This window comes from Ruegeria sp. B10, from assembly GCF_056539825.1.
The window spans coordinates 215271-236357 of the sequence record NZ_JBQFVP010000002.1 but is presented as its reverse complement, the minus strand read 5'-3'; the positions used below and the strand labels follow the sequence as shown (position 1 = coordinate 236357).

Sequence of the window (21087 nt, the reverse complement as noted above, 5' to 3'; positions counted from 1 at the left end):
TTGGTTCTGTTTTTGAAACTTATGCCGCCTGAGTGGCGGAAAGAAAGCCCCGAAGCCGTTCGGATTCAGGTGCGGTAAAGATATCTTCGGCGCTGCCTTCCTCTTCGATCCGGCCTTGATGCAGGAACACCACGTGGCTTGAGATATCGGCGGCCATCTTCATGTCATGGGTCACGATGATCATAGTCCGGCCCTCGGCGGCGAGATCCTTGATCACTTTGATCACTTCCTGCTCCAGCTCGGGGTCGAGTGCCGAGGTTGGTTCATCGAACAGCAGTGCTTCGGGCTCCATGCACAGGCCGCGTGCGATGGCAGCGCGTTGTTGCTGACCACCGGACAGTTGTGCCGGGTAGACATCGCACTTGTCGCCGATGCCGACCTTTTCCAGATATTTGCGCGCGCTGTCTTCCACTTCGGCCTTGTCACGGCCCAAAACGGTCACCGGGGCCTCCATGACATTTTGCAAAATGGTCATGTGCGCCCACAGATTGAATTGCTGGAACACCATGGACAGATTGGTACGAATGCGCAGGACCTGTTTAGGATCGGCGGGACGACGAGCGCTGCCCGAGCCGCTCCATTTAACGGGTTCGCCCTTGAACGTGATCTCCCCCTGCTGGCTGTCTTCCAGAAGGTTGCAGCACCGCAGTAAGGTGGATTTCCCCGAGCCAGAGGACCCTATGAGCGAGACCACATCGCCGCGTTTCGCGGTGATATCCACGCCCTTGAGCACCTCGAGATTGCCGAAGCTTTTGTGAAGGTCCTTGATCTCGATTACGGCAGAGGCGTCTGTCACGGAAGCTCCAGTCATGAGTGGTGTTGGTGCGGTAATAGGGCGGAAAATCCGGCGCAATGCAATGCGCAAAACACAGATTCGCGCTGGGAATCAATCAAAATGATCAAAGGTCGTGATCAAATTGGTTAGCTGCTGCGCAACTGTGCTTCGGGCGAAGGCGCAGTTGGAATGGCGAGGTACGCGCTTGCGGGAATTTTGATCAACCCACGGATGCGCAGATTGACTCGATCCTCATCCGCCAGATCATCAATAGCAGCCTGAACCGCGCGTGCGATCCGAAGCGCATCCTGCGATTTCGATGTGATATAGGGCAGCCCGGGGGTCGGTTCCGTTTCAGCAACGTCGCGCAATGCGTCTCCCAGATCGGTATGCTCCTTAAGAAGCTCCCAGGTCAGCGCGTCGAGCGCGGCGAAATCGCTCATGCCCTCGGCCACGGATTGGGCCGAATTGGCATGCGCTCCGGTCTGCTGCAGGTGCTTCGGTGCAAGCCCCATCTTGGACAAATGCGTGATCGGAGCAGACCAGCCGGATTGAGAGAGGGGTTCGTTATAGGCAAAGACCCCGTCCGTCAGCTCCGCCAGACTGCGCGGATCACCGGCGCGGGCGACAAAGACGGATCTGTAGTAACCCTCTGGACAGCCGGGCAGACCATAATCCGGCGTGCCGATCAGTTGCACAGCATCGTGAAGGTGCGTTCGATAGGGCATACCGCAGGTTTGGGCAAAGATCAGATCGGGATCGCGCCAGATTTCCCAGAAATCTCGGGACCGCTCCAGACTGGCGGGACCGAACCCCAAATGCGTCCTGATCAGATCCCAGAAGCGATCATTGGAGGCGCGCAGGGCAGGCATGTCATACATGCCCAGCATCGCTGTCACGCTTTAGCTGCCTTCTGACGGGCGAGGGCCGAATCCACATCGCTGACACCCAGCAGGCTGACCACGAGGCGTAGCAGCGAATCCTCCTCGCCGGTCCTTTGCCCATCTGCGAGGGCGACCGACCACATGGCCTGTACAACGGCCAAACGATCATCGTAGGCGACGGCCTCTTTGATCGCGCGGGTGAAGCGGACGGTATCGGGCGCCTCGGCCTCAAGGTCTTCGGCGCGGGCGCGCAGGCCTGCAGCTTCGAAAGGTGAGAGGCCATAGCGTTCGACCGAGACCTTGTCGATTCGGGCCATTTCCGAGTCAGCGTAGTCATTGTCGGACCGGGCGATACGCACCAAAAGCGCCGTCAGCGCCAGGCGGGCGTCATCTTCGGCCAGTGGGTCGGGGTCAGGCTGTGTCAGCCGGGACAGAAAATCACGAAACATGAGACAGATATAGAGGCAGGTTAGTGAGCTTCCAAGCGGCTTTGCACGCGTTCACGGGCGGATTTGCTATCATTGAAGCTCAGGCCCATTGCCATGCGGGCCTCTTCGACGATTTTGATCTCACCCTCATCCGTGTCGCCATCGGCCAGCACGACCTCCCACAGCGCGTCTAGCGCGGCGAGGCGTTCGTTCAAGTCGGTGGTTTCGCGGATCAGCTTGCCGAAAGTGTCGGTGTCCGGTGCCGCCGCATGAAGTTTCTCGCAGGTGGCACGAACCTTGGCGGCCTCAATCGCGTTATGCTGATAGAGGCGGGCCAGGATGCGATCAATCAGGCTGATCTCTTCCAGCTTGTAGTCCCGATCAGCCTGCGCAACACGCACCATCAACGCACCCAGCGCCAGTTCGGCGTCGGGGTCGGGCAGGTGTTCTGTCTGTGGCGGTCGAAACGCTTGGAAGAATTTTTTCAACATGAGGCCAATCTAATCCATATTTTGTGGCGCGCCAAGTTGAGACTACCCGTCATAGCCCTCAATGATCACAAGATCGCCGAGCGAGACAGGATCGCGCAGCGCTTTGGCCTTTTGGTAGCCTTCGCTTTCGTAACATGCGAGGGCCTGTTCGTAGCTGGGAAACTCGATCACAACCGTTCTTGCCCGGGCTGCGCCCTCTTTGACCTCGCGCAAACCGCCGCGTGTTAGAAAGCGGGCGCCGTAGGCAGCGAAAGGCTCAGCGTTCGCAGCGATGTAGTTTTTGTATGTCTCCATATCGTCGACATCGACATGGGCCACCCAGTAGCCTTTGCTCATGCAGCTCTCCCGCATCGGTTTAGGGCAAGGTGCGAAGTTTGCGTATAAATTGCAAGTCGCTCCTATCCGGCATAGCCGATGGCCTGACGCGCCTGTTCGGTTAGCCATGCGATCATCTGGCGATAGGGCACCGGGCCGTAGCTGATCCGGGCCACGCCCAGCTTGGCGAGTGTCGCTGAGTCTGGTGTTCCAGGCAGAGCGATGATGTTGACCGGTAACTCGGTGGCCTCACAGAGCTGTCGGATCATGGCCTCATCTTTCAGGCCCGGGGCAAAGAAGCCGCTAGCGCCTGCGGATTGGAAGGCCGTAGCGCGGGCAATGGCGTCTTCCAGCATCGTAGAATCATGCGTGTCGGCCGGTGCTTTTAGGAAAATATCTGTGCGGGCATTGATATAGGCGGGAATACCGGTCGCGTCGCAGGCCTTGCGCATTGCCTCGATTCGCATCGCTTGATCGGGAATGGTGTGAAGGCCGTCTCCGCCGACGATCTGATCTTCGAAGTTGAAGCCGACAACACCGCAATCCAAAGCACGTGTCGTATTGTCGGTGATGCCAGCAGGATCGACGGCATAAGCCCCTTCAAAGTCCAGCGTGACGGGCAGATCAACGGCGCTGACGATGCGCTTTGCGTTGTCTAACGCGACCTCCAGCGGAATTTGCTGCCCGTCGGCATAGCCTTGCGCCATCGCGACCGGAGCGCTGCCCGTCGCGATCGCCTGAGCGCCTGCATCGCGCACCGCGGCGGCGCTGCCCGCGTCCCAGATGTTGAACAGGATGACGGGGTCGCCTTTGACATGCAGGCGCGTGAAGGTTTCAGCACGTTGGGCTTGGGTCGTCATGGGGTATCTCCTGTCGAAACTCGTTCAACAGTTAATCCCATGACGCCGGAATCCTAAGCGCTTAATTGTGTCGGTACATCACGTTGCAGCGACCGGATCAGACCAGTCGAGAACTGTCCTTGGCCGCGCGCACGAAGTCGCGGAACAGGGGATGCGGGTCAAACGGCTTGGATTTCAGCTCGGGGTGATACTGAACGCCGATGAACCACGGGTGATCCGACCATTCGACAATCTCGGGCAGGCGGCCATCGGGTGACATGCCCGAGAAGTTCAGGCCCGCTTTTTCAAGCTGCTCGCGATATTTGATGTCGACCTCATAGCGGTGACGGTGGCGTTCCTCGATCTGAGTGCCGCCATAGACATTCGCAACTTTCGAGCCTTCAGCGAGAACCGCGTTATAGGCGCCAAGGCGCATGGTGCCGCCCTTGTCGTCGCCCACTTTGCGTTCGACCTTGTGGTTGCCCTGAACCCATTCCTTGAGGTGATACACCACCGGCTCAAACCGTTTCTTACCAGCCTCGTGGTCGAACTCTTCCGAGCCCGCCTCGGTGATACCAGCCGCATTGCGCGCGGCTTCGATCACAGCCATCTGCATGCCGAGACAGATGCCCAGATAAGGCACCTTATGCTCGCGCGCGTATTGCGCCGCCTTGATCTTGCCCTCGGTGCCACGTTCGCCAAAGCCGCCGGGGACGAGGATGGCGTGGTAGCCCTCCAGATAGGGGGCGGCATCTTCGTGGTCGAAAACCTCAGCATCGACCCATTCGATCTTGACCCTGACGCGGTTAGCCATGCCGCCATGGGTCAGCGCCTCGGCAATCGACTTATAGGCGTCTTCCAGCTGGGTGTATTTACCTACAATCGCGACCTTCACCTCGCCTTCGGCGTTGTGAATGCGGTCGCTGACGTCCTCCCATTTGGCCAGATCGGGCTTGGGGGCAGGGCTGATCTGGAATGCGTCCAGAACCGCCTGATCCAAACCTTCCTTATGATAGGCCAGAGGCGCGTCGTAGATGGTGGACAGGTCCTGCGCCGCGATCACGCTATCGGGGCGCACATTGCAGAACAGGGCCAGCTTTTCGCGCTCTTTCGTGGGGATCGGCCCCTCGGACCGGCAAACCAGAATGTCGGGGGCCAGGCCGATCGAGCGCAGCTCTTTCACCGAGTGCTGGGTCGGCTTGGTTTTCAGCTCACCCGAGGCTTTGATGTAGGGCAGCAGAGTCAAGTGCATAAAGATGCACTGACCGCGCGGCTTGTCTTGGCTGAATTGACGAATAGCCTCAAAGAAGGGCAGGCCTTCGATATCGCCAACGGTACCGCCGATCTCACACAGCATGAAATCAACTTCATCCTCACCGATCGCGATGAAGTCTTTGATCTCATTGGTGACGTGCGGGATCACCTGAATGGTCTTGCCGAGATAATCTCCGCGGCGTTCTTTTTCCAACACGTTGGAATAGATCCGCCCCGAACTGACCGAGTCGGTCTTGCGTGCGGCCACACCGGTGAAGCGTTCATAGTGACCTAGGTCCAGATCGGTTTCGGCGCCATCATCGGTGACGAAAACCTCGCCATGCTCGAAAGGCGACATGGTGCCAGGGTCGACGTTCAGATAGGGGTCCAGCTTGCGCAGACGCACCGAGTATCCCCGCGCCTGCAACAGCGATCCCAGAGCCGCCGAAGCCAGTCCTTTACCCAAGGACGAAACCACACCACCAGTGATGAAAATAAAACGCGCCATGTTTTTTCGGCTGCTCCCGTGAGACGTCAAAATCAGCTGCCCGACGGTTCCGAAAAACCGCTGCATCACGGGACTTCACGTATAAAGGATTCGCGCCAATAGCGCAAGAGAACCGCAAGATGCTGTTGCAGTTCTCTTTCAGGTTTCTAGGTTTTGTGGCTTAGTCGGCCTGCGGGATCAGCGGAGCGTTGTCGCCCTGCGCCGGAGGCAGCAGGTCATCTGCGGACGGAACCGCAGGTGCGCTTTCTTCAGTCGCGGCCGGGGCCGGAACGCCCAAACGGTCGATGACGGAGCTGCCCGAGGACTTCTGCGCTGCCAGAATCGTCAAGGTGATCGAGGTGACGATAAAGCAGGCGGCCAGGATCCAAGTCACTTTGCCCAGGGCCGTTGCAGCTGCGCGGCCTGTCATGGCGCCGCCGCCACCGCCACCCATGCCAAGACCGCCACCCTCGGACCGCTGCATCAAAACGACGGCGATCAGGCCCAAAGCCAGAAGAAGATGGATGATGAGAACGACGTTTTCCATGGTGGTCCTGTACAGCGTGGCGTGTATCGCGTGGTACTTATGCAAGTTTGGTTCTGGGGGCAAGTCACGAGTTGGCATCACAGTTGATGATGTTGCACATCACGCCAAAGGGACTGGACAGATCGGTCAAGCTTGGCGCACCCTGCGGCCATGCCTCATGATCATTCTGACCACCCGCACGCCTTGTTGCCCCCCGAACCCGCGCTGCGCGTCAAAGCGCTTGAAACGATTCTGACCCGGAAGGGTTTGATCGACCCGGCGGCGCTGGATGAAATCATCGACACGTACCAGAACAAGATTGGCCCGCAGAACGGCGCGCGCGTTGTCGCCAAGGCTTGGAGCGATCCTGCGTTCAAGGCTGCATTGCTTGAAGATGCAACGCCGGTCGTGGCCGAACTTGGCTACTATGGTCGTCAGGGCGAACATATGGTGGTGGTCGAAAATACGCCGGAGCAACACAACATGGTCGTTTGTACGCTGTGCAGTTGCTACCCGTGGCCGCTGCTGGGTATTCCGCCCGGCTGGTATAAATCCGACGCCTACCGCGCCCGCGCCGTGCGCGAACCGCGTAAGGTCCTGGCCGAGTTTGGTGTCACGCTCGCCGAGGATACGGCGGTACGCGTCTGGGACTCCACGGCCGAGATTCGCTATCTTGTGTTGCCCATGCGTCCCGAGGGGGCTGAAGGGTTGGGCGAAGAGGAACTCGCGGCTTTGGTCACGCGCGACAGCATGATCGGCGCGGGCCTGCCCAAGGAGGCATCATGACGCGCGTTCACGATATGGGAGGGCGGTTTGGAGACGGCCCGATCAACCCGGAAGCTGAAGACGCTCCCATCTTTGCCGAAGACTGGCACGCGCGGGCCTTGGCCGTAACGCTGGCCTCGGGCTTTTTGGGGCAATGGAACATTGACACATCGCGCCACGCGCGTGAGCAGCTGTCGCCGAAGGACTACACCCGGTTTTCCTACTATGAGAAATGGATCTCTGGGCTGGCCGATCTGTTGGTCGCCAAAGGGGTGCTGACCCTCGACGATTTGCGCAGAGAAACCACGGCTGGTGATCATCCATTGGCGGACCGCACGCTGAAAGCCCAAGCCGTCGCAGCTGCATTGGCCAAAGGCGGCCCTGCTGATCGCAATTCGAACATCGCGGCGCAGTTCGAGGTCGGACAGATGGTGCAAACAGTGCGTCCCTCCGCGAACCGTTTGGTTGATGGTGGGCATACACGTTTGCCGACCTACGCCGCTGGGGCCCAAGGCCGGATCGTACGCCTGCACGGAACGCATGTTCTACCCGATTCCAATGCCCACGGGCTGGGAGAGGCCCCAGAACCTCTCTATGCCGTATCTTTCCTGGCGTCCGAGCTGTGGGCCGATCCGGAACACGCCAACGATGAGGTGGTGCTTGATCTGTGGCAATCCTATCTGGAGCCTACATGAGCAACTGCATCACAGCCTCCGCGCCAGAGCCTGTGTTCTCAGAACCCTGGCATGCGCAGGTCTTTGCGGTCACCGTCGCGCTGAACGAAGCGGGACGTTTTGACTGGCCCGACTGGGCAGACCGGTTTTCGAACACGTTGAAACGGAACGGTTTGAACAAAGAGCTGGATGGCGGGGATGACTACTTCCACGCATGGCTAGAAACCCTTGAGACCTTGTTGGCTGAACAAGGAGATGCCCGCTCGGATGAGGTCACCTTGCTGCATCGCGCTTGGGAAGAGGCTTATCTGACCACGCCTCATGGTAAACCGGTCCGTTTGCCGTAAAACGAGTTGGGGGCGCTGCCCCCGCCGCCTTTGGCGACTCCCCCGGGATATTTTCGGCCAGCTGAAGCAGGGGATCCGTTCTTCATCTGGCTTAAAATATCCCCGCCGGAGGCATTGCGCGCAGCGCGATTTGCAGATGCGGCGAAATATCGGTTTCCCTACCGTCTGAGCCTCGTTATATCAGCCGAGTTTGATATCTTTTCGCGAAAAGGACCGGATATGGCCAACGTGGTTGTTGTCGGCGCCCAATGGGGTGACGAAGGAAAAGGCAAGATCGTCGACTGGCTCAGCGAGCGGGCAGACGTGATCGCGCGTTTTCAGGGCGGGCACAATGCCGGCCACACTCTGGTTATTGATGGCGAGGTTTACAAACTGCATGCGTTGCCCTCGGGCGTAGTACGCGGCGGTAAGCTCAGCGTGATCGGCAATGGCGTGGTTCTGGACCCATGGCATCTGGTCAAAGAAATCGCGACTGTGCGCGCTCAGGGCGTTGAGATCACGCCTGAGACGCTGATGATTGCCGAGAACACCCCTCTGATTCTGCCGATCCATGGTGAACTGGACCGCGCGCGCGAGGAAGCCGCGAGCAAGGGAACCAAGATAGGCACAACGGGGCGCGGGATTGGCCCGGCTTATGAAGACAAGGTCGGACGCCGTTCGGTGCGTGTTGCCGATCTTGCCGATGAGGCGACCTTGGAAGCTCGTGTTGATCGTGCGCTGCAGCACCACGACCCATTGCGCAAGGGTTTGGGGATTGAACCTGTCGACCGGGATGCTCTCTTGGCGCAACTGAAAGAAATTGCAGCGGAAATTCTGCCTTTTGCGGCTCCGGTCTGGAAGGTTCTCAACGAAAAGCGCAAGGCGGGCAAACGTATTTTGTTCGAAGGCGCGCAGGGTGCGCTGCTGGATATCGACTTTGGCACCTATCCTTTCGTGACGTCCTCGAACGTGATCGCTGGTCAAGCGGCGACGGGCGTGGGGATCGGGCCGGGCTCGATCGACTTCGTGCTGGGAATCGTCAAAGCCTACACAACCCGCGTGGGTGAGGGGCCGTTCCCGACCGAGCTTGAGGACGCCGATGGTCAGCGACTGGGCGAGCGTGGGCATGAGTTCGGCACGACCACAGGCCGTCAGCGTCGCTGCGGCTGGTTTGATGCCTGTCTGGTGCGCCAGACCTGCGCGACGAGCGGGGTGAATGGGATCTCTCTGACCAAGCTGGATGTGTTGGACGGGTTCGAAACGCTGAAGATCTGCACCGGCTACGAGTTGGATGGCGAGCGTCTGGATTATCTTCCGACCGCCGCCGATCAGCAGGCGCGCTGCACGCCCATCTACGAAGAGATGCCCGGTTGGAGCGAATCCACCGAAGGCGCGCGCAGCTGGGCGGATCTGCCCGCAAACGCGATCAAATACGTGCGCCGGGTCGAAGAGTTAATCGAATGCCCTGTGGCGCTGCTGTCTACCAGCCCGGAGCGGGACGACACCATTCTGGTGACCGACCCGTTTGCAGACTGATGTCGGACGACAAGACACCCGGCCTCAGCTACAAGGCGCGCAGGCGTTGGTCTCTGTTCATTCTGGTGATCGGCCTGCCTGTCTATATTGTCGCCGTAGTCACGGTGGTGAACTGGCTGGATCGTCCTCCGATCTGGCTTGAGCTGTTGGTTTACGTGGCGCTGGGCATTCTGTGGGCTTTGCCCTTCAAGTTCGTGTTCAAGGGTGTTGGGAAAGAAGACCCGGACCAAAAGCCAGACTGATCAGTATCTCTGCTTGGGTCACAGGCTTGCGTCATTTCCCTGCGCACCACCGAGATAGTGAGATGAGGGCAAGTCCGAAGTTTCAGCTTTGGATGGTCCGGTTCTAAGAACGCATTTGGTCGTCAAAGGCGCTGCGCGTCTATGTCTGACCCTAGCCGGTTCGCCGATCGTTTCCCGACCAACTTAGGATCGCTCGGGCCATGGCATGATACTCGCCCGAGATTTCTTCGGCGACACTGAAGGGGGTGGGCCAGGGCGCTGTCAGGGTCGCCTCGATCTGTCCTGTCGTCAGTTTCAGCTCGGCCTCGTGTTTTGCAGCCAGACGGCGCATTTTTTGATTGGTGGCAAGGCACAACATGTGGACTTCGCGAAATCCACGATTGCGGGCTGCAGTGACTATCCGCGACAGCAGTGCATCGCCGATCCCTAGGTCCTGCCAGACTGTTTCAACGGTAAAGGCCAGTTCAGCCACATGGTTGTGGCTGTCATGAACAGCCCGCAACTCTCCGACACCACGCAGGCAGGAATCGGGGAATGCGCCAAATACCAGCGCAGAATTTTTGAATATGCCTGAGAGATAATTCTCAACAAAGGCCGGGCTGACCGGTACGCCAAATCGAGATGTCAGTGCTTCTGCATCGAGACTCTTGAAATGGCTTTCTATTTTGGGTTTGTCGAATGCTCTGAGGCGTCGAATAGGTAGTTCATACATGGCGGAGCCTTGATTTGAACACGAACTGAAAGATCTGTTACCTTTACTCAGACGATATCATTTTTCTGCAGTGCAGCATAGCGACATCATGTCCGCATCGAGATTCCGTAGGGTAAGTGCAAAAAGAAAATGGGTCGAAGAAATCTCCGACCCACTCTCGATAGCGAAATGAAGGATATCAGCCTACGGCGCGCTCACCTTCCGGGCGAAAACCGATGTCACTTGAGGCCGCAAAGCGCCCTCCGCCAGCTTTTTCGATTTTGCCGTCGCGCAGAAGCTGCCCGAAGGACTTCAGGCTTTCTTCGCGATTGAACTCATCCTGTTTCAGCGAGCGGACCTTGTTCATCAATTGCGGGCGCGAGAATTGTTCCTGCCCTTCGATGAAGGACAAGTACGCCGCAGCCGCTTCGAGAAGGTCGGACAGAGACTGAGCGCCCTGATCCTGTGCAAATTGTGCAAAGCCGCTTTCTTCTGACGCGTCCTCGGACTGATCCGAGGTGACACGGCGGGGGGTCACCGGGCCAGTATCCGCGTTGGGCGCGTCAATACGCTGCTCGGCGACCAGCTTCAGAGGGGCCGCCATGTCTGCATCAGGGCGTTTGCTGGTAACCTGAACATCATCCGGACGGCGGGGGCTGACGACCGAGGCCAAATCGCCACGATACTCTTCATCAGTCGCGGCCTGCTTGGCCACATCTTCCGCCGAGGTTGCAGCAACGGCCGTACGCAGATGGGAATAGGCCTCACGCGTGCCGCTTGCGGCCGGGTCGTCCATCTGCTCATCTGCTTTTGCCATCAGGCGCGAGACATCCTGATCCAGATCCGAGGACGCCGTGGTCGCTTGCGCATCCATTTCCTCTTCGATCTCGTAAATCTCGAGGAACAGGCTTTCTTCATCCTCAGCGGTCAGAACACCTTGCTGGTCGTCTTCTGCTTCGTCTGCTGGGCTAAGGATATTCTCAACCTCATCGCCGTCATCGGTCGCCGTCTCGGTGTCTTCGTCGAAGATCACCTCGGGGGCCTCTTCTTCCTCTGAGTCTTTAAACTCGATTTGCATTGGGGTCTCATCTTGCAAATCGAGCGGCGCCGGCTCCATGGATGGCGCATCCGGCAGTTCCGGCGCGTATGCCTCTTCAACGGCCTCGACGGCAGGTGCCTCGGTAGGGGCCGGGGCCTGAGGGGCCAGATCTCCGGGGCTCAGCGAACCTGCCGCAAAGGCGGCTGAGACAGCGTCCATCGGCGCGGGGGCGTCGGCCGTTAGGGGGGCGACCTCTTCCTCGGCATAGTTGTCCGTATCCACGTCCGAATGGGAAACAACCGCGCGGATGCGTTGCAGCTTGGCGGCCAGGCTATCGGGCGCCGGGTCCGCGTCGGCATCGACCGGCGCAGCTTCGGAAAAGAAAGATGCGGCAGTGTCTGTTTCAGGTGTCGCAGAGGGGGTCGGCTGGACAACATTCAGATCGGGCGATTGGGGCATGGCGTTATCCTGTGGCAGTGTCGCTTCAGGGGCGGGGGGCGTTTCAGTACGGGGGGGTGTTTCCGTCGCGCGCAGAAGCAGGCCGGTATCGCTCGGGCGCGCTTCGACTTGTTGCGCGTTGTCGCGCTGTGCAATCCGTGTCAGCATTTCGGCGTCAGGTTGCGGGGGTTCAGAACCAAAGTATCTGTCTTCTGCCGCAAGATCGCGGAAGTATTCGGCTATGGCTTTCATAGTCTCGAAAGAGTCGTCGAACCCTTCCAAAGTGCACGAGAAAGTCCCATAGGAAACGGTCAATACCTTGTTGTTCTGTACCATCAGACATGCGTCCTTTACAAACTAACTGAGCCGATCCGCCCGGACAGGGGCAACCCGATCGACTCGGAACTAACTGCATGAACCTATCATTTTGTGGTCTCAATGTGTCCAAATCCGGGAAAAATGATCAATCTGAGAAAAAATGGGTCAATTGTACGTTCAAATGGCCCAATCGGGCTGTTTGGAGGGGGGCAGATCGGCCCCGAAGACCTGAGTTTGGTGCTGAATCGCGTCACATTTGCGGTCGCGGCAGACGGTGGAGCCTCGGTGCTGGTTGATTCGGGGCGGATTCCGGATGCCGTGATTGGTGATTTCGATTCGTTGTCCCCCGAAATCAGAACTCGTATTCCCCAGGATCGCCTTTTTCCGATTGCGGAACAGGACAGCACGGATTTCGACAAGGCACTGCGCAGCGTGCAGGCCCCTTTGGTGTTGGGGGCCGGATTTCTGGGAGGGCGGCTGGACCATCAATTGGCGGTCTTAAACACTCTGGTCCGATATCCGGACAAGGCCTGCGTTCTGATCGGCTCGAATGAGGTCGTTTTCCACGCACCGCCCAACATCGTGTTGGATCTGGCGCCGGGCGAGGTCGTTTCTCTCTTTCCTCTGAAACAAGTTACCGGGCGCAGCCGTGGGTTGGAGTGGCCGATCGAGGGACTTCAATTCGATCCGAGCGGGCAGGTGGGCACCTCGAACCGTGTCATTTCAAAGCTTGAGCTTCAGATGGACGGTCCGGGAATGTTGGTGATGGTACCGCGCAGCGCTCTGGATCAGGTTATGCAGGCGTTTCAGTCGGGGCAGAGCGCGCCGTGGCCCTCTCTCGCAGAATAACATAGAGGCCTGCTGCGATCGTGATCAGGATGCCAAGCGCAGCCAGACCGTTCGGCAGGTCGTGAAAGATCAGCCAGCCGATCAGAGTGGCGACGGGGATCTCCAGATACTGCATCGGTGCCAGCGTGGCCGAGGGCGCATAGCGCAGCGACCATGTCATCAGCAGATGGGCGACGGTCCCCAGCACTCCGATCGACAGAAGCAGCCAGTGTTCGTTGCCTGAGGGGAGAGTGAATGACAGCTCCCAGATTTCTGACTGCGTTCCCCAGATCAGAAGCGGCAGCAGCAGGATTGTGGCAAACACGCCCGATACGGCTTGCAGCGACATCGGGTCGGTCTCTTTGGCGATCTGGCGCGTGACAAGCATGAACAAGGCAAAGACAACAGCGACGATCAGGGGTAAAAGCGCGGGCAGCCCGACTTCGGCAAAGCTGGGTTGAATGACCAGAAGCGTTCCGGCGAAGCCGACGATACATGCTGCAAGGCGGCGGTGCCCGACCTCTTCGTTCAGTATGTATTTCCCGAGCAGCAGCATGATGAAGGGCATCACGAAGGCGATGGCGACCGCGTCCGCCAAGGGCAGGAATTGCAACGCCGAGAACATCGCGGTGATGCCCGCGATGTGCAAAAGCGTGCGGATCACGGTCAGCCGCAGAACACGGCCCCGCATGCGCCACGGCCTGCCGGTCATCGCGACCAAGGGCACAAGGATCGCCGCCTGAATGGCAAAACGCGCGAAAACCAACAGTGCCAGTGGCGTTGTTTCCCCTAAAAGCTTTGCCAGCGCATCCCCCATCGGGGCAAGCACGCAGAAACCAAGCATCAACACGATGCCGAATACGGGACGATCCTGAGTCATGGGCGCGACGCTAGCGGTTTCCCAAGGCCGAGAAAAGCTCTGTTCTCAAGCCTTCGGAAGGGGTTGAACCTTGGTGTAGTCCGGGCCGATGCAGGTGGGCAGATCATCACCCAGTTTCAGCCACGTCAGCTTCTCTTCATGTGACACATGAAGAGTTGGCTCCAAGGCTTCGGGGTTCTCAAGCGTTGCGACATAGAGGTGAAGAACGTCCGACATCTTGGTCGACCGAAATGAGATCGGAGTTCCGCAATGCGGGCAGAAGCTACGCTCGACCCCAGGCGAAGAGTTGAAGCGCTTCGGTTCTTCTCCGGTCCAGCGCCACTGGCCGTCGCGCACCCCGAAATAGGTCGTCATCGGAGCGGCACACTGGCGGCGGCAACTGTCGCAATGGCATGAGACGCAGGACAAGACCGGAGGATCAACTTCATACGCGACCTTGCCACACAAACAATGTCCACGCATCACGCTGCCTCCTGTCTGACCTCAGCAGTTCGGGACGTTTACGGCCAAACCACCCAATGAGGTTTCCTTGTACTTCTCATGCATATCATGGCCGGTCTGACGCATGGTCTCGATCACCGCATCTAGGGGCACAAAATGCTGCCCATCCCCGCGCAAAGCAAGTGACGCGGCCGAAACGGCCTTGATCGCGCCAAGACCATTGCGCTCAATGCAAGGTACCTGAACCAGCCCTGCAACCGGATCGCAGGTCATGCCTAAATGATGCTCCAACGCGATTTCGGCGGCGTTTTCGACCTGCTCGGGCGTGCCACCCATGACGGCGCAGAGACCAGCCGCGGCCATAGCTGAGGCGCTGCCGACCTCGGCCTGACATCCGGCCTCAGCGCCTGAGATCGAGGCGTTGAATTTCACCAGCCCCCCAATGGCGGCTGCGGTCAGAAGGAAATCCTCGATATGGCTTTCGGACGCGCCGGGCACGTGGTCGAGGTAATAACGCAGCACTGCAGGCAGAACGCCCGCCGCGCCGTTGGTTGGCGCGGTGACCACCTGGCCTCCGGCCGCGTTTTCCTCGTTGACGGCCATGGCATAGACGCTCATCCAATCGTTGATGGTGTGCGGCGCGGTCAGGTTCATACCGCGCTCGGCCATCAGCGCATCATATATACCCTTGGCCCGGCGACGCACGCTGAGGCCGCCGGGCAAGATGCCATCGGTGGTCAGGCCACGCTCGATACAGTCGTTCATCACCTGCCACAGCCGGGCAGAGCCTTTGGCAAAACTGTCCGCGCAGCCACGTGCGATTTCGTTGGCACGCTTCATTTCGGCAATGGATTTGCCGCTGGACTTGGCCATCTCCAACATCTCGACAGCCGATTTGAAGGGGAAGGGCACTGGGGCGCCTTCGTCGGTGGCCTTGCCAGCGGCCAGTTCCTCTTCGGTCAGAACAAAGCCGCCGCCGATCGAGTAGAAGACCTGCCGCAGTATCACATCGCCCTGCGCGTCGGTTGCCATTAGGATCATACCGTTGGCGTGGCCGGGCAGGTTGTGGTCGTAGTCAAAGACCAGATCGGTCTTTGGGTTGAAGGTCAGCGTCGGTAGCCCTTCAGGCGTTACCGTGTGCGTCTCAGCAATTGCGGCCAGCGCGGCCTCGGCCTTGTCGTTGTCATATGTGTCCGGCACGAATCCGGCGAGGCCAAGGATGGTGGCGCGGTCGGTGGCATGACCCACTCCGGTAAAGGCCAGCGAGCCGTGTAGTGAGCCGCGCAGCCCGGCAAATTCAAACGGCGATGCACGCATCATGTCCAGAAAACGCGCGGCGGCCACCATGGGGCCCATGGTGTGGGATGAGGACGGGCCGATGCCCACTTTGAACATATCGAAGACAGAGAGGAACATGTCAGATAGCTGAGCCTTCAGGAGGGTTGGCATAGATGGGTGAGGTGAACGGCGTGGCCCCTAAACCTTCGGCGGCGATAGCCGTTCGCGTTGCAGGGCGCATCTCTAGCTTTGTTAGGATGCGCTGAAGATAGGGCGTATCGGCCAGTTGGTACCAGCTGCGGTCCGCATTGGATGGGTAAAGCGCCATCCAACGCATCATGCACGCGATATAGTATGTCAGAACTGAAGGCCGATCAGCGTTGAGCCAACCCGGTGTCTGCGCAGCGACTGCGTCCAGATTTTTCAGATGGGTGCGCAGCCTTGGACGTATTCCGGCCCGCAGGGTCTCGGCCTGTTTGGGGTCTATGTATTTCTCGGCATAAAACAGGATGCGCAGATCGGCATGGAGCGTGTTTGACGCGAAAAACAGCCATTTCAGAAAGGCGGCCCTGTCAGGGCTGTTTGACGCGGGCGCAAGTTGCCCATGGCTGTCGGACAGCCACAGCAGAATGGCAGCCGTTTCGAATATCGGCCCCTGAGGGGTTTCGAGAACCGGGATCAGCCCGTTCGGGTTCAACGCTCGGTAGGCTGCGCTGTCTTGCGCGTTCTGACTACGATCAACCAGCACCGTCTCATAGGGCTGGCTCATTTCGTCCAGCACCAGCCGGATCACCAGCGAGGCGTTATCAGGGGCATAGTGCAGGCGATAGGGCGTCATCATACGGACTAGATATACAGCAACCGAAACCTGAAAAGCCTTGTTTGCGACGTTTCCGATAGGAAACGCGCAATTGAGCGACATCTTTCGCATCCGGGCGACGTGAATTGGGTCTCGAAGTTGGCTGGAGCATTGCATATAAGTCTTGCAGACTATTTGGGGAAGACTGCCAATGACCGCGGATTTGTCGCCAATCGACACGGCCAAATACGTTGCGGCGTACCGCGCGGCTGACATGGTCGAGGACGGAATGCGGGTGGGGCTGGGCACCGGCTCTACCGCTGCTTGGCTTGTTCGCCGTTTGGGCGAGCGTGTCCAGCAAGAAGGCCTGCGTATCAAGGGCGTACCCACCTCAACCCGAACCGCGCAATTGGCGCGTGAAGTCGGGATCGAGGTCGTGTCGCTGGATCAGGCCGGATGGCTGGACCTGACGATTGACGGCGCGGATGAGTTCGACGGTGATCTGAACCTGATCAAAGGCGGTGGCGGCGCGCATCTACAGGAAAAGATCGTGGCAACGGCCAGCGATCAGATGGTGGTGATCGCCGATGCCGGGAAAAAGGTCGAAACGCTCGGCGCATTCCCGCTGCCGGTCGAGGTGATCCCCTTTGGCTGGCAGACCACTCGAACGCTGATCGAAGAAGTTCTGGACACGATGGATGTGCTTGGCACCAACTCAGCCCTTCGCATGAATGGTGAGGCCCCATTTGTGACCGATGAGGGCAACCATATCCTCGACCTGCATCTACAGCGGATCGGCAATGCGCGGCAGATGGCGTTGGTGCTAAACCAGGTGCCGGGTGTCGTCGAGAACGGGCTTTTCATAGACATCTGCGACAAGGTCGTAGTGGGCTACGGCGATGGCCGGGTCGAACTGCGCGATATCAATGCCGGAACCGTTGAGTTGAACCAGTTCCTTGATGGCGCCAAGGACAACCTGTTTTCGGATTTTTCGGACTGAGTGGAAGGCGCCATCCCAAGGACGTGTTGGAATATACTGGAAATTTACGCCTTTGGGGGTTGGCAGGGCGGTTTTCGCGCCCAGATATCCAAAGAATTTTGCAAGTTGAATGAAGGAACCCAGCATGAGCTTTGACTATGACCTCTTCGTAATCGGCGGAGGCTCGGGCGGGGTCCGCGCGGCGCGCGTAGCGGCTGGCGAAAACGGTGCCAAAGTGGCTCTGGCGGAAGAGGATCGATACGGCGGCACTTGCGTTATCCGCGGCTGCGTTCCCAAGAAACTGATGGTCTTCGCCAGTGAATATTCGGGGATGGTCGGTGACGCGCAGGCTTATGGCTGGGACATTCAGCCCGGAGCGTTCAACTGGAACACCTTCCACGACAAGCTGGTGACGGAACTGGATCGGCTGGAAGGTATCTACCGCAACATCCTGAAAAACAACGGTGTCGAGAGCTTTGATCAGCGTGCCCATGTGGTTGATCCGCATACGGTTGAACTGGCCGATGGCACACGCAAGACCGCAAAGCATATCCTGATTGCGACGGGTGGCCGTCCGGTTGTGCCGAACTTCCCCGGCTCGGATCTGGCGATTACCTCGAATGAAATCTTCCACCTTGAGAAACTGCCCGAAAGCATTCTGATCGTCGGCGGCGGTTACATCGCCAGTGAATTCGCCGGGATCATGAACGGGCTGGGCGTCAAAACCACTCAGTTCTACCGCGGTGCGCAGATCCTGCGTGGCTTTGACGAAGAAGCGCGTGGCCTGATCTGCGAAGAGATGCGCCAGAACGGTATCGACGTGCGTCTGGGCACCAATGTGCTTGAGATGACGAAAGAGGGCGACAAGATCCGGGTCAAAGCCACCGACGGGACCGAGGATCATTTCGACGTGGTCATGTATGCCACCGGGCGCACTCCGAATGCGGACAACCTGGGGCTTGAGGACGTGGGCGTCGAGCGTGGTCGCAAGGGCGAGATCATCGTGGATGAGTACAGCCAGACCGGCGTGCCCTCGATCTATGCGATTGGTGATGTGACCGATCGTGTGAACCTGACCCCGGTTGCGATCCGCGAAGGCATGGCCTTTGTTGAGACCGTCTTCAAAGGCAACCCGACCCCAGTGGATCATGAGCTGATCCCGACCGCGATTTTCACCCAGCCCGAATTCGGCACGGTGGGCCTCAGCGAGGAAGAGGCGGCCGCGCAGGAACCGATCGAGGTTTATGCGACTTCGTTCAAGCCGATGCAGAAATCCTTTGCCGGTGGTACTCAGCGGGTTCTGATGAAGCTGATCGTCTCTCAGGCGACGCGCAAGGTGTTGGGTTGCCACATCGTGGCGCCTGGCGCGGGTGAGATGATCCAGCTGGCGGGCATTGCCGTCAAAATGGGCGCGACCAAGGAAGATTTCGACCGCACGGTTGCAGTTCACCCGGTCATGGCCGAAGAACTGGTGACAATGCGGCAACCTGTACGCACGGCTTGATTTGCAACTGCGCGCACAACCAAGTTACAAGGAACACCGTGATCACACGGTCAAACACAAGGGAATAGACACATATGGCGGGCAACAGCGGTGGCCCCTGGGGGGGCGGAGGCTCCTCTGGTGGTGGAGGAAATCGGGGTAATAACGGTGACGGGCGCAAGCCTCCCGAAGGGGAGAGCCCGCAGATCCCCGAGATCGATGAGCTGATGAAAAAAGGGCAAGAGCAGCTGCGTGTCCTCATGGGCGGTCGCGGCGGCGGTGGCCGTGGCAGCAACGGTTCAGGCGGTGGCGGCGGTGGTCCGATCTTTACCAAAGGCACCGTGGCGATTGGCGCATTGGTTGCGATCGGCCTCTGGGCTGCGGCCAGCTTTTACACCGTTAAGCCCGAAGAACAGTCGGTTGAACTGTTCCTTGGCGAATTCTCGGCTGTTGGAAATCCCGGTCTGAACTTTGCGCCTTGGCCGTTTGTAACTGCCGAGGTCATTCCTGTTACGCGGGAACAGAACGAAGACATGGGCGGCGCGCGTGGCAGCGACGATGGTCTGATGCTGACCGGTGACGAAAACGTGGTCGATATTGACTATCAGGTCGTTTGGAATATCAACGACCCCGCCAAGTTCCTCTTTAACCTGCGTGACCCGCGCCAAACGATTCAGGCGGTGTCGGAATCTGCGATGCGTGAGATTATCGCGCAAAGCGAACTTGCTCCGATCCTGAACAGAGACCGCGGCATTATCGCAGAACGTCTGCAAGAGTTGATTCAGGCGACAATGGACAGCTACGATTCGGGCGTGAACATCGTTCGCGTGAACTTCGACAAGGCTGACCCGCCGCAGGACGTGATTGCCGCGTTCCGTGACGTTCAGGCCGCCGCGCAGGAACGAGATCGCTTGCAGAACGTCGCGGATGCCTATGCCAACCGTGTTCTCGCAGAAGCGCGCGGTGAAGCAGCTCAGGTTCTGGAAGAAGCCGAAGCCTATCGCGCCCAACAGATCAACAGTGCACAGGGTGAGGCCAGCCGCTTCAGCGCGGTTCTGGAGGAATACTCCAAAGCGCCGGATGTAACACGCAAGCGTCTGTATCTGGAGCGCATGGAGCAGGTTCTGGGTGACGTGGACAAGATCATCCTAGACGAAAACACCGGCGGCTCGGGGCAGGGCGTTGTGCCGTACCTGCCGTTGAACGAACTACGTCGTACCCCTGCAGCGGAGAGCAACTGATGCGTAAAACGACATTTATCCTACCCGTCGTCTTCCTCGCGATTGTCGGTGTTCTGTCCTCGATCTTCATCGTGGATGAGCGTGAGCGCGCTTTGGTTCTGCAGTTTGGTCGCGTTGTTGCGGTCAAGGAAGAGCCCGGATTGGCGTTTAAAATCCCTCTGATTCAAGAGGTTGTGCGCTATGATGACCGCATTCTGTCGATCGACGTGCAGCCACTTGAGGTGACACCCCTTGATGACCGCCGTTTGGTGGTTGATGCCTTCGCACGCTACCGGATTTCGGATCTGGAGCAGTTCCGTCAGGCCGTTGGTGTTGGCGGTATTCCGGTGGCCGAGGACCGTCTGGACCGTATCCTTCGTGCGGAAACTCGGGAAGTTCTGGGTTCGGTCTCCTCGCGGGATATCCTCAGCTCTGACCGTGCGGCCCTGATGCTGCGGATCCGCAACAGCGCAATTGCCGAAGCGCGGGCGCTGGGCGTCAACGTCATCGACGTGCGCCTGAAAGCCACCGACCTGCCGCAGGCGAACCTTGAGGCGACCTTTGATCGGATGAAAGCCGAGCGGGAACGTGAAGCAACCGACGAACGCGCCCGCGGTAACGAAGCCGCGCAGCGTGTCCGCGCGCAGGCTGACCGGACCGTGGTTGAACTGGTTTCGGACGCCAACCGCGAGGCCGAAATCATCCGCGGTGAGGCAGACGCCGAACGCAACGCGATCTTCGCCGACGCCTTTGGCAAAGACCCAGAGTTCTTTGAGTTCTACCGCTCGCTCTCCGCTTATGAGCGCGCTTTGCAGGGCGGGAACAGCTCGATGGTCCTCAGCCCGGATTCGGAGTTCTTCAACTACCTGAAATCGCCCACCGGGCAGGCGACCCAGTAATGGGAATGATCCTTCTGGCCTTTGGGCTGGTGTTGATTGTCGAGGGGCTGGCCTATGCGCTGGCCCCTTCTCTTATTGAACGTATGTTAGAGGCGCTGCGCACGCTACCAGAACAGGCGCGGCGTTTGGCAGGGCTGCTCTGTGTTGTCAGTGGTCTTGTGCTGCTTTGGGGCGCCTATCAGCTGGGGTTTTGACCCATTGACCTCACTTGCCGGTGATTTCCCCGCGATCCTCAGTTGCGAGCGTGATCAA

The 21087-nt window shown here is 58.9% G+C and carries 25 protein-coding genes; 11 read left to right on the top strand and 14 right to left on the bottom strand.

What is annotated here, in order from left to right; all coding sequences use genetic code 11:
• Positions 1-19 precede the first annotated feature (19 nt).
• The 8 genes from ACR0J4_RS03515 to secG all read right to left on the bottom strand — a co-directional run bounded on the left by ACR0J4_RS03515 (position 20) and on the right by secG (position 6020).
• A complete protein-coding gene (locus ACR0J4_RS03515) occupies positions 20-796 on the bottom strand; it encodes an ABC transporter ATP-binding protein (protein ID WP_170718231.1) in 777 nt (258 codons plus the stop codon).
• Between the two features lie 125 nt (positions 797-921).
• Entirely contained in the window at positions 922-1665 is a 744-nt protein-coding gene (locus tag ACR0J4_RS03510) for a PhnD/SsuA/transferrin family substrate-binding protein (RefSeq protein WP_170747289.1), read from the bottom strand.
• 5 nt (positions 1666-1670) lie between these two features.
• Positions 1671-2108 (bottom strand): tellurite resistance TerB family protein, encoded by a 438-nt coding sequence (locus ACR0J4_RS03505; RefSeq protein ID WP_170487737.1) that lies wholly within the window; start codon positions 2106-2108, stop codon positions 1671-1673.
• 20 nt (positions 2109-2128) lie between these two features.
• The gene (locus ACR0J4_RS03500) at positions 2129-2578 is read right to left on the bottom strand and encodes a tellurite resistance TerB family protein (RefSeq protein WP_170457878.1); all 450 of its coding nucleotides are present in this window, start codon (positions 2576-2578) and stop codon (positions 2129-2131) included.
• Positions 2579-2620: 42 nt separating this feature from the next.
• Positions 2621-2914, bottom strand: a complete 294-nt coding sequence (locus ACR0J4_RS03495; protein ID WP_170642280.1) for a DUF1330 domain-containing protein — start codon at positions 2912-2914, stop codon at positions 2621-2623.
• Between the two features lie 62 nt (positions 2915-2976).
• A complete protein-coding gene (locus ACR0J4_RS03490) occupies positions 2977-3753 on the bottom strand; it encodes an isocitrate lyase/PEP mutase family protein (protein ID WP_170642278.1) in 777 nt (258 codons plus the stop codon).
• A gap of 97 nt (positions 3754-3850) precedes the next feature.
• A complete protein-coding gene (locus ACR0J4_RS03485) occupies positions 3851-5494 on the bottom strand; it encodes a CTP synthase (protein ID WP_170487733.1) in 1644 nt (547 codons plus the stop codon).
• 160 nt (positions 5495-5654) lie between these two features.
• Entirely contained in the window at positions 5655-6020 is a 366-nt protein-coding gene (secG, locus tag ACR0J4_RS03480; RefSeq protein WP_170376300.1) for a preprotein translocase subunit SecG, read from the bottom strand.
• 150 nt (positions 6021-6170) lie between these two features.
• Between secG and nthA the strand changes: the two genes are divergently transcribed.
• The 5 genes from nthA (at position 6171) to ACR0J4_RS03455 (ending at position 9542) form a co-directional block, all read left to right on the top strand.
• Positions 6171-6785, top strand: coding sequence for a nitrile hydratase subunit alpha (gene nthA, locus ACR0J4_RS03475; RefSeq protein ID WP_170642276.1), 615 nt, complete (start codon positions 6171-6173; stop codon positions 6783-6785).
• Positions 6782-7459 carry a nitrile hydratase subunit beta gene (gene nthB, locus ACR0J4_RS03470; RefSeq protein WP_170642273.1) on the top strand — a complete coding sequence of 226 codons (678 nt, stop codon included), beginning with the start codon at positions 6782-6784 and terminating at the stop codon, positions 7457-7459. Before nthA ends, nthB begins: the two co-directional genes overlap by 4 nt.
• Positions 7456-7785, top strand: a complete 330-nt coding sequence (locus ACR0J4_RS03465; RefSeq protein WP_170642271.1) for a nitrile hydratase accessory protein — start codon at positions 7456-7458, stop codon at positions 7783-7785. The genes nthB and ACR0J4_RS03465 overlap by 4 nt, the downstream gene beginning before the upstream one ends.
• 219 nt (positions 7786-8004) lie before the next feature.
• Complete coding sequence (locus tag ACR0J4_RS03460) at positions 8005-9300, top strand: adenylosuccinate synthase (RefSeq protein WP_170487726.1); 1296 nt, start codon at positions 8005-8007, stop codon at positions 9298-9300.
• Positions 9300-9542 (top strand): DUF2842 domain-containing protein, encoded by a 243-nt coding sequence (locus tag ACR0J4_RS03455; protein WP_170642268.1) that lies wholly within the window; start codon positions 9300-9302, stop codon positions 9540-9542. The genes ACR0J4_RS03460 and ACR0J4_RS03455 overlap by 1 nt, the downstream gene beginning before the upstream one ends.
• Before the next feature lie 151 nt (positions 9543-9693).
• Here ACR0J4_RS03455 and ACR0J4_RS03450 read toward each other — a convergent pair whose 3' ends face one another.
• Both ACR0J4_RS03450 and ACR0J4_RS03445 read right to left on the bottom strand, forming a co-directional pair.
• Positions 9694-10254 (bottom strand): GNAT family N-acetyltransferase, encoded by a 561-nt coding sequence (locus ACR0J4_RS03450; RefSeq protein ID WP_170551613.1) that lies wholly within the window; start codon positions 10252-10254, stop codon positions 9694-9696.
• 178 nt (positions 10255-10432) lie between these two features.
• Positions 10433-12046 carry a hypothetical protein gene (locus ACR0J4_RS03445; protein ID WP_170642266.1) on the bottom strand — a complete coding sequence of 538 codons (1614 nt, stop codon included), beginning with the start codon at positions 12044-12046 and terminating at the stop codon, positions 10433-10435.
• A gap of 123 nt (positions 12047-12169) precedes the next feature.
• Here ACR0J4_RS03445 and ACR0J4_RS03440 point away from each other — a divergent pair, with 123 nt between their 5' ends.
• Complete coding sequence (locus tag ACR0J4_RS03440; protein WP_170642264.1) at positions 12170-12877, top strand: thiamine diphosphokinase; 708 nt, start codon at positions 12170-12172, stop codon at positions 12875-12877.
• Here the strand turns inward: ACR0J4_RS03440 and ACR0J4_RS03435 are convergent.
• Genes ACR0J4_RS03435 through ACR0J4_RS03420 form a run of 4 tightly spaced genes read right to left on the bottom strand, consistent with a single transcriptional unit; the run spans position 12822 to position 16296 of the window.
• Entirely contained in the window at positions 12822-13736 is a 915-nt protein-coding gene (locus tag ACR0J4_RS03435; RefSeq protein WP_170642262.1) for a DMT family transporter, read from the bottom strand. The two genes, ACR0J4_RS03440 and ACR0J4_RS03435, sit on opposite strands and share 56 nt — an antisense overlap.
• A 45-nt stretch (positions 13737-13781) precedes the next feature.
• Positions 13782-14198 (bottom strand): GFA family protein, encoded by a 417-nt coding sequence (locus ACR0J4_RS03430; protein WP_170642260.1) that lies wholly within the window; start codon positions 14196-14198, stop codon positions 13782-13784.
• 21 nt (positions 14199-14219) lie between these two features.
• A complete protein-coding gene (locus tag ACR0J4_RS03425) occupies positions 14220-15593 on the bottom strand; it encodes an L-serine ammonia-lyase (RefSeq protein ID WP_170642258.1) in 1374 nt (457 codons plus the stop codon).
• Position 15594: 1 nt separating this feature from the next.
• Positions 15595-16296, bottom strand: a complete 702-nt coding sequence (locus ACR0J4_RS03420) for a glutathione S-transferase family protein (protein WP_170642505.1) — start codon at positions 16294-16296, stop codon at positions 15595-15597.
• A gap of 169 nt (positions 16297-16465) precedes the next feature.
• Between ACR0J4_RS03420 and rpiA the strand changes: the two genes are divergently transcribed.
• From rpiA to ACR0J4_RS03395, 5 genes are all read left to right on the top strand, one after another.
• The gene (rpiA, locus tag ACR0J4_RS03415; protein ID WP_170642256.1) at positions 16466-17254 is read left to right on the top strand and encodes a ribose-5-phosphate isomerase RpiA; all 789 of its coding nucleotides are present in this window, start codon (positions 16466-16468) and stop codon (positions 17252-17254) included.
• Between the two features lie 124 nt (positions 17255-17378).
• A complete protein-coding gene (gene gor / locus ACR0J4_RS03410) occupies positions 17379-18737 on the top strand; it encodes a glutathione-disulfide reductase (RefSeq protein ID WP_170642503.1) in 1359 nt (452 codons plus the stop codon).
• Between the two features lie 74 nt (positions 18738-18811).
• Complete coding sequence (gene hflK / locus ACR0J4_RS03405; RefSeq protein ID WP_170470140.1) at positions 18812-19957, top strand: FtsH protease activity modulator HflK; 1146 nt, start codon at positions 18812-18814, stop codon at positions 19955-19957.
• A complete protein-coding gene (gene hflC / locus ACR0J4_RS03400; protein WP_170376326.1) occupies positions 19957-20835 on the top strand; it encodes a protease modulator HflC in 879 nt (292 codons plus the stop codon). Before hflK ends, hflC begins: the two co-directional genes overlap by 1 nt.
• A complete protein-coding gene (locus tag ACR0J4_RS03395; RefSeq protein WP_170381551.1) occupies positions 20835-21029 on the top strand; it encodes a DUF2065 domain-containing protein in 195 nt (64 codons plus the stop codon). Before hflC ends, ACR0J4_RS03395 begins: the two co-directional genes overlap by 1 nt.
• Positions 21030-21087 lie beyond the last annotated feature (58 nt).

Coding starts and splice junctions, on each gene's coding strand:
- ACR0J4_RS03485 (WP_170487733.1), bottom strand. CDS start 5,494: ATGGCGCGTTTTATTTTCATCACTGGTGGTGTGGTTTCGTCCTTGGGT.
- ACR0J4_RS03505 (WP_170487737.1), bottom strand. CDS start 2,108: ATGTTTCGTGATTTTCTGTCCCGGCTGACACAGCCTGACCCCGACCCA.
- ACR0J4_RS03395 (WP_170381551.1), top strand. CDS start 20,835: ATGGGAATGATCCTTCTGGCCTTTGGGCTGGTGTTGATTGTCGAGGGG.
- ACR0J4_RS03420 (WP_170642505.1), bottom strand. CDS start 16,296: ATGATGACGCCCTATCGCCTGCACTATGCCCCTGATAACGCCTCGCTG.
- hflK (WP_170470140.1), top strand. CDS start 18,812: ATGGCGGGCAACAGCGGTGGCCCCTGGGGGGGCGGAGGCTCCTCTGGT.
- ACR0J4_RS03500 (WP_170457878.1), bottom strand. CDS start 2,578: ATGTTGAAAAAATTCTTCCAAGCGTTTCGACCGCCACAGACAGAACAC.
- hflC (WP_170376326.1), top strand. CDS start 19,957: ATGCGTAAAACGACATTTATCCTACCCGTCGTCTTCCTCGCGATTGTC.
- secG (WP_170376300.1), bottom strand. CDS start 6,020: ATGGAAAACGTCGTTCTCATCATCCATCTTCTTCTGGCTTTGGGCCTG.
- ACR0J4_RS03440 (WP_170642264.1), top strand. CDS start 12,170: ATGATCAATCTGAGAAAAAATGGGTCAATTGTACGTTCAAATGGCCCA.
- ACR0J4_RS03435 (WP_170642262.1), bottom strand. CDS start 13,736: ATGACTCAGGATCGTCCCGTATTCGGCATCGTGTTGATGCTTGGTTTC.
- gor (WP_170642503.1), top strand. CDS start 17,379: ATGAGCTTTGACTATGACCTCTTCGTAATCGGCGGAGGCTCGGGCGGG.
- ACR0J4_RS03490 (WP_170642278.1), bottom strand. CDS start 3,753: ATGACGACCCAAGCCCAACGTGCTGAAACCTTCACGCGCCTGCATGTC.
- ACR0J4_RS03465 (WP_170642271.1), top strand. CDS start 7,456: ATGAGCAACTGCATCACAGCCTCCGCGCCAGAGCCTGTGTTCTCAGAA.
- ACR0J4_RS03495 (WP_170642280.1), bottom strand. CDS start 2,914: ATGAGCAAAGGCTACTGGGTGGCCCATGTCGATGTCGACGATATGGAG.
- nthA (WP_170642276.1), top strand. CDS start 6,171: ATGCCTCATGATCATTCTGACCACCCGCACGCCTTGTTGCCCCCCGAA.
- nthB (WP_170642273.1), top strand. CDS start 6,782: ATGACGCGCGTTCACGATATGGGAGGGCGGTTTGGAGACGGCCCGATC.
- ACR0J4_RS03455 (WP_170642268.1), top strand. CDS start 9,300: ATGTCGGACGACAAGACACCCGGCCTCAGCTACAAGGCGCGCAGGCGT.
- ACR0J4_RS03445 (WP_170642266.1), bottom strand. CDS start 12,046: ATGGTACAGAACAACAAGGTATTGACCGTTTCCTATGGGACTTTCTCG.
- ACR0J4_RS03510 (WP_170747289.1), bottom strand. CDS start 1,665: ATGCTGGGCATGTATGACATGCCTGCCCTGCGCGCCTCCAATGATCGC.
- ACR0J4_RS03460 (WP_170487726.1), top strand. CDS start 8,005: ATGGCCAACGTGGTTGTTGTCGGCGCCCAATGGGGTGACGAAGGAAAA.
- ACR0J4_RS03430 (WP_170642260.1), bottom strand. CDS start 14,198: ATGCGTGGACATTGTTTGTGTGGCAAGGTCGCGTATGAAGTTGATCCT.
- rpiA (WP_170642256.1), top strand. CDS start 16,466: ATGACCGCGGATTTGTCGCCAATCGACACGGCCAAATACGTTGCGGCG.
- ACR0J4_RS03425 (WP_170642258.1), bottom strand. CDS start 15,593: ATGTTCCTCTCTGTCTTCGATATGTTCAAAGTGGGCATCGGCCCGTCC.
- ACR0J4_RS03450 (WP_170551613.1), bottom strand. CDS start 10,254: ATGTATGAACTACCTATTCGACGCCTCAGAGCATTCGACAAACCCAAA.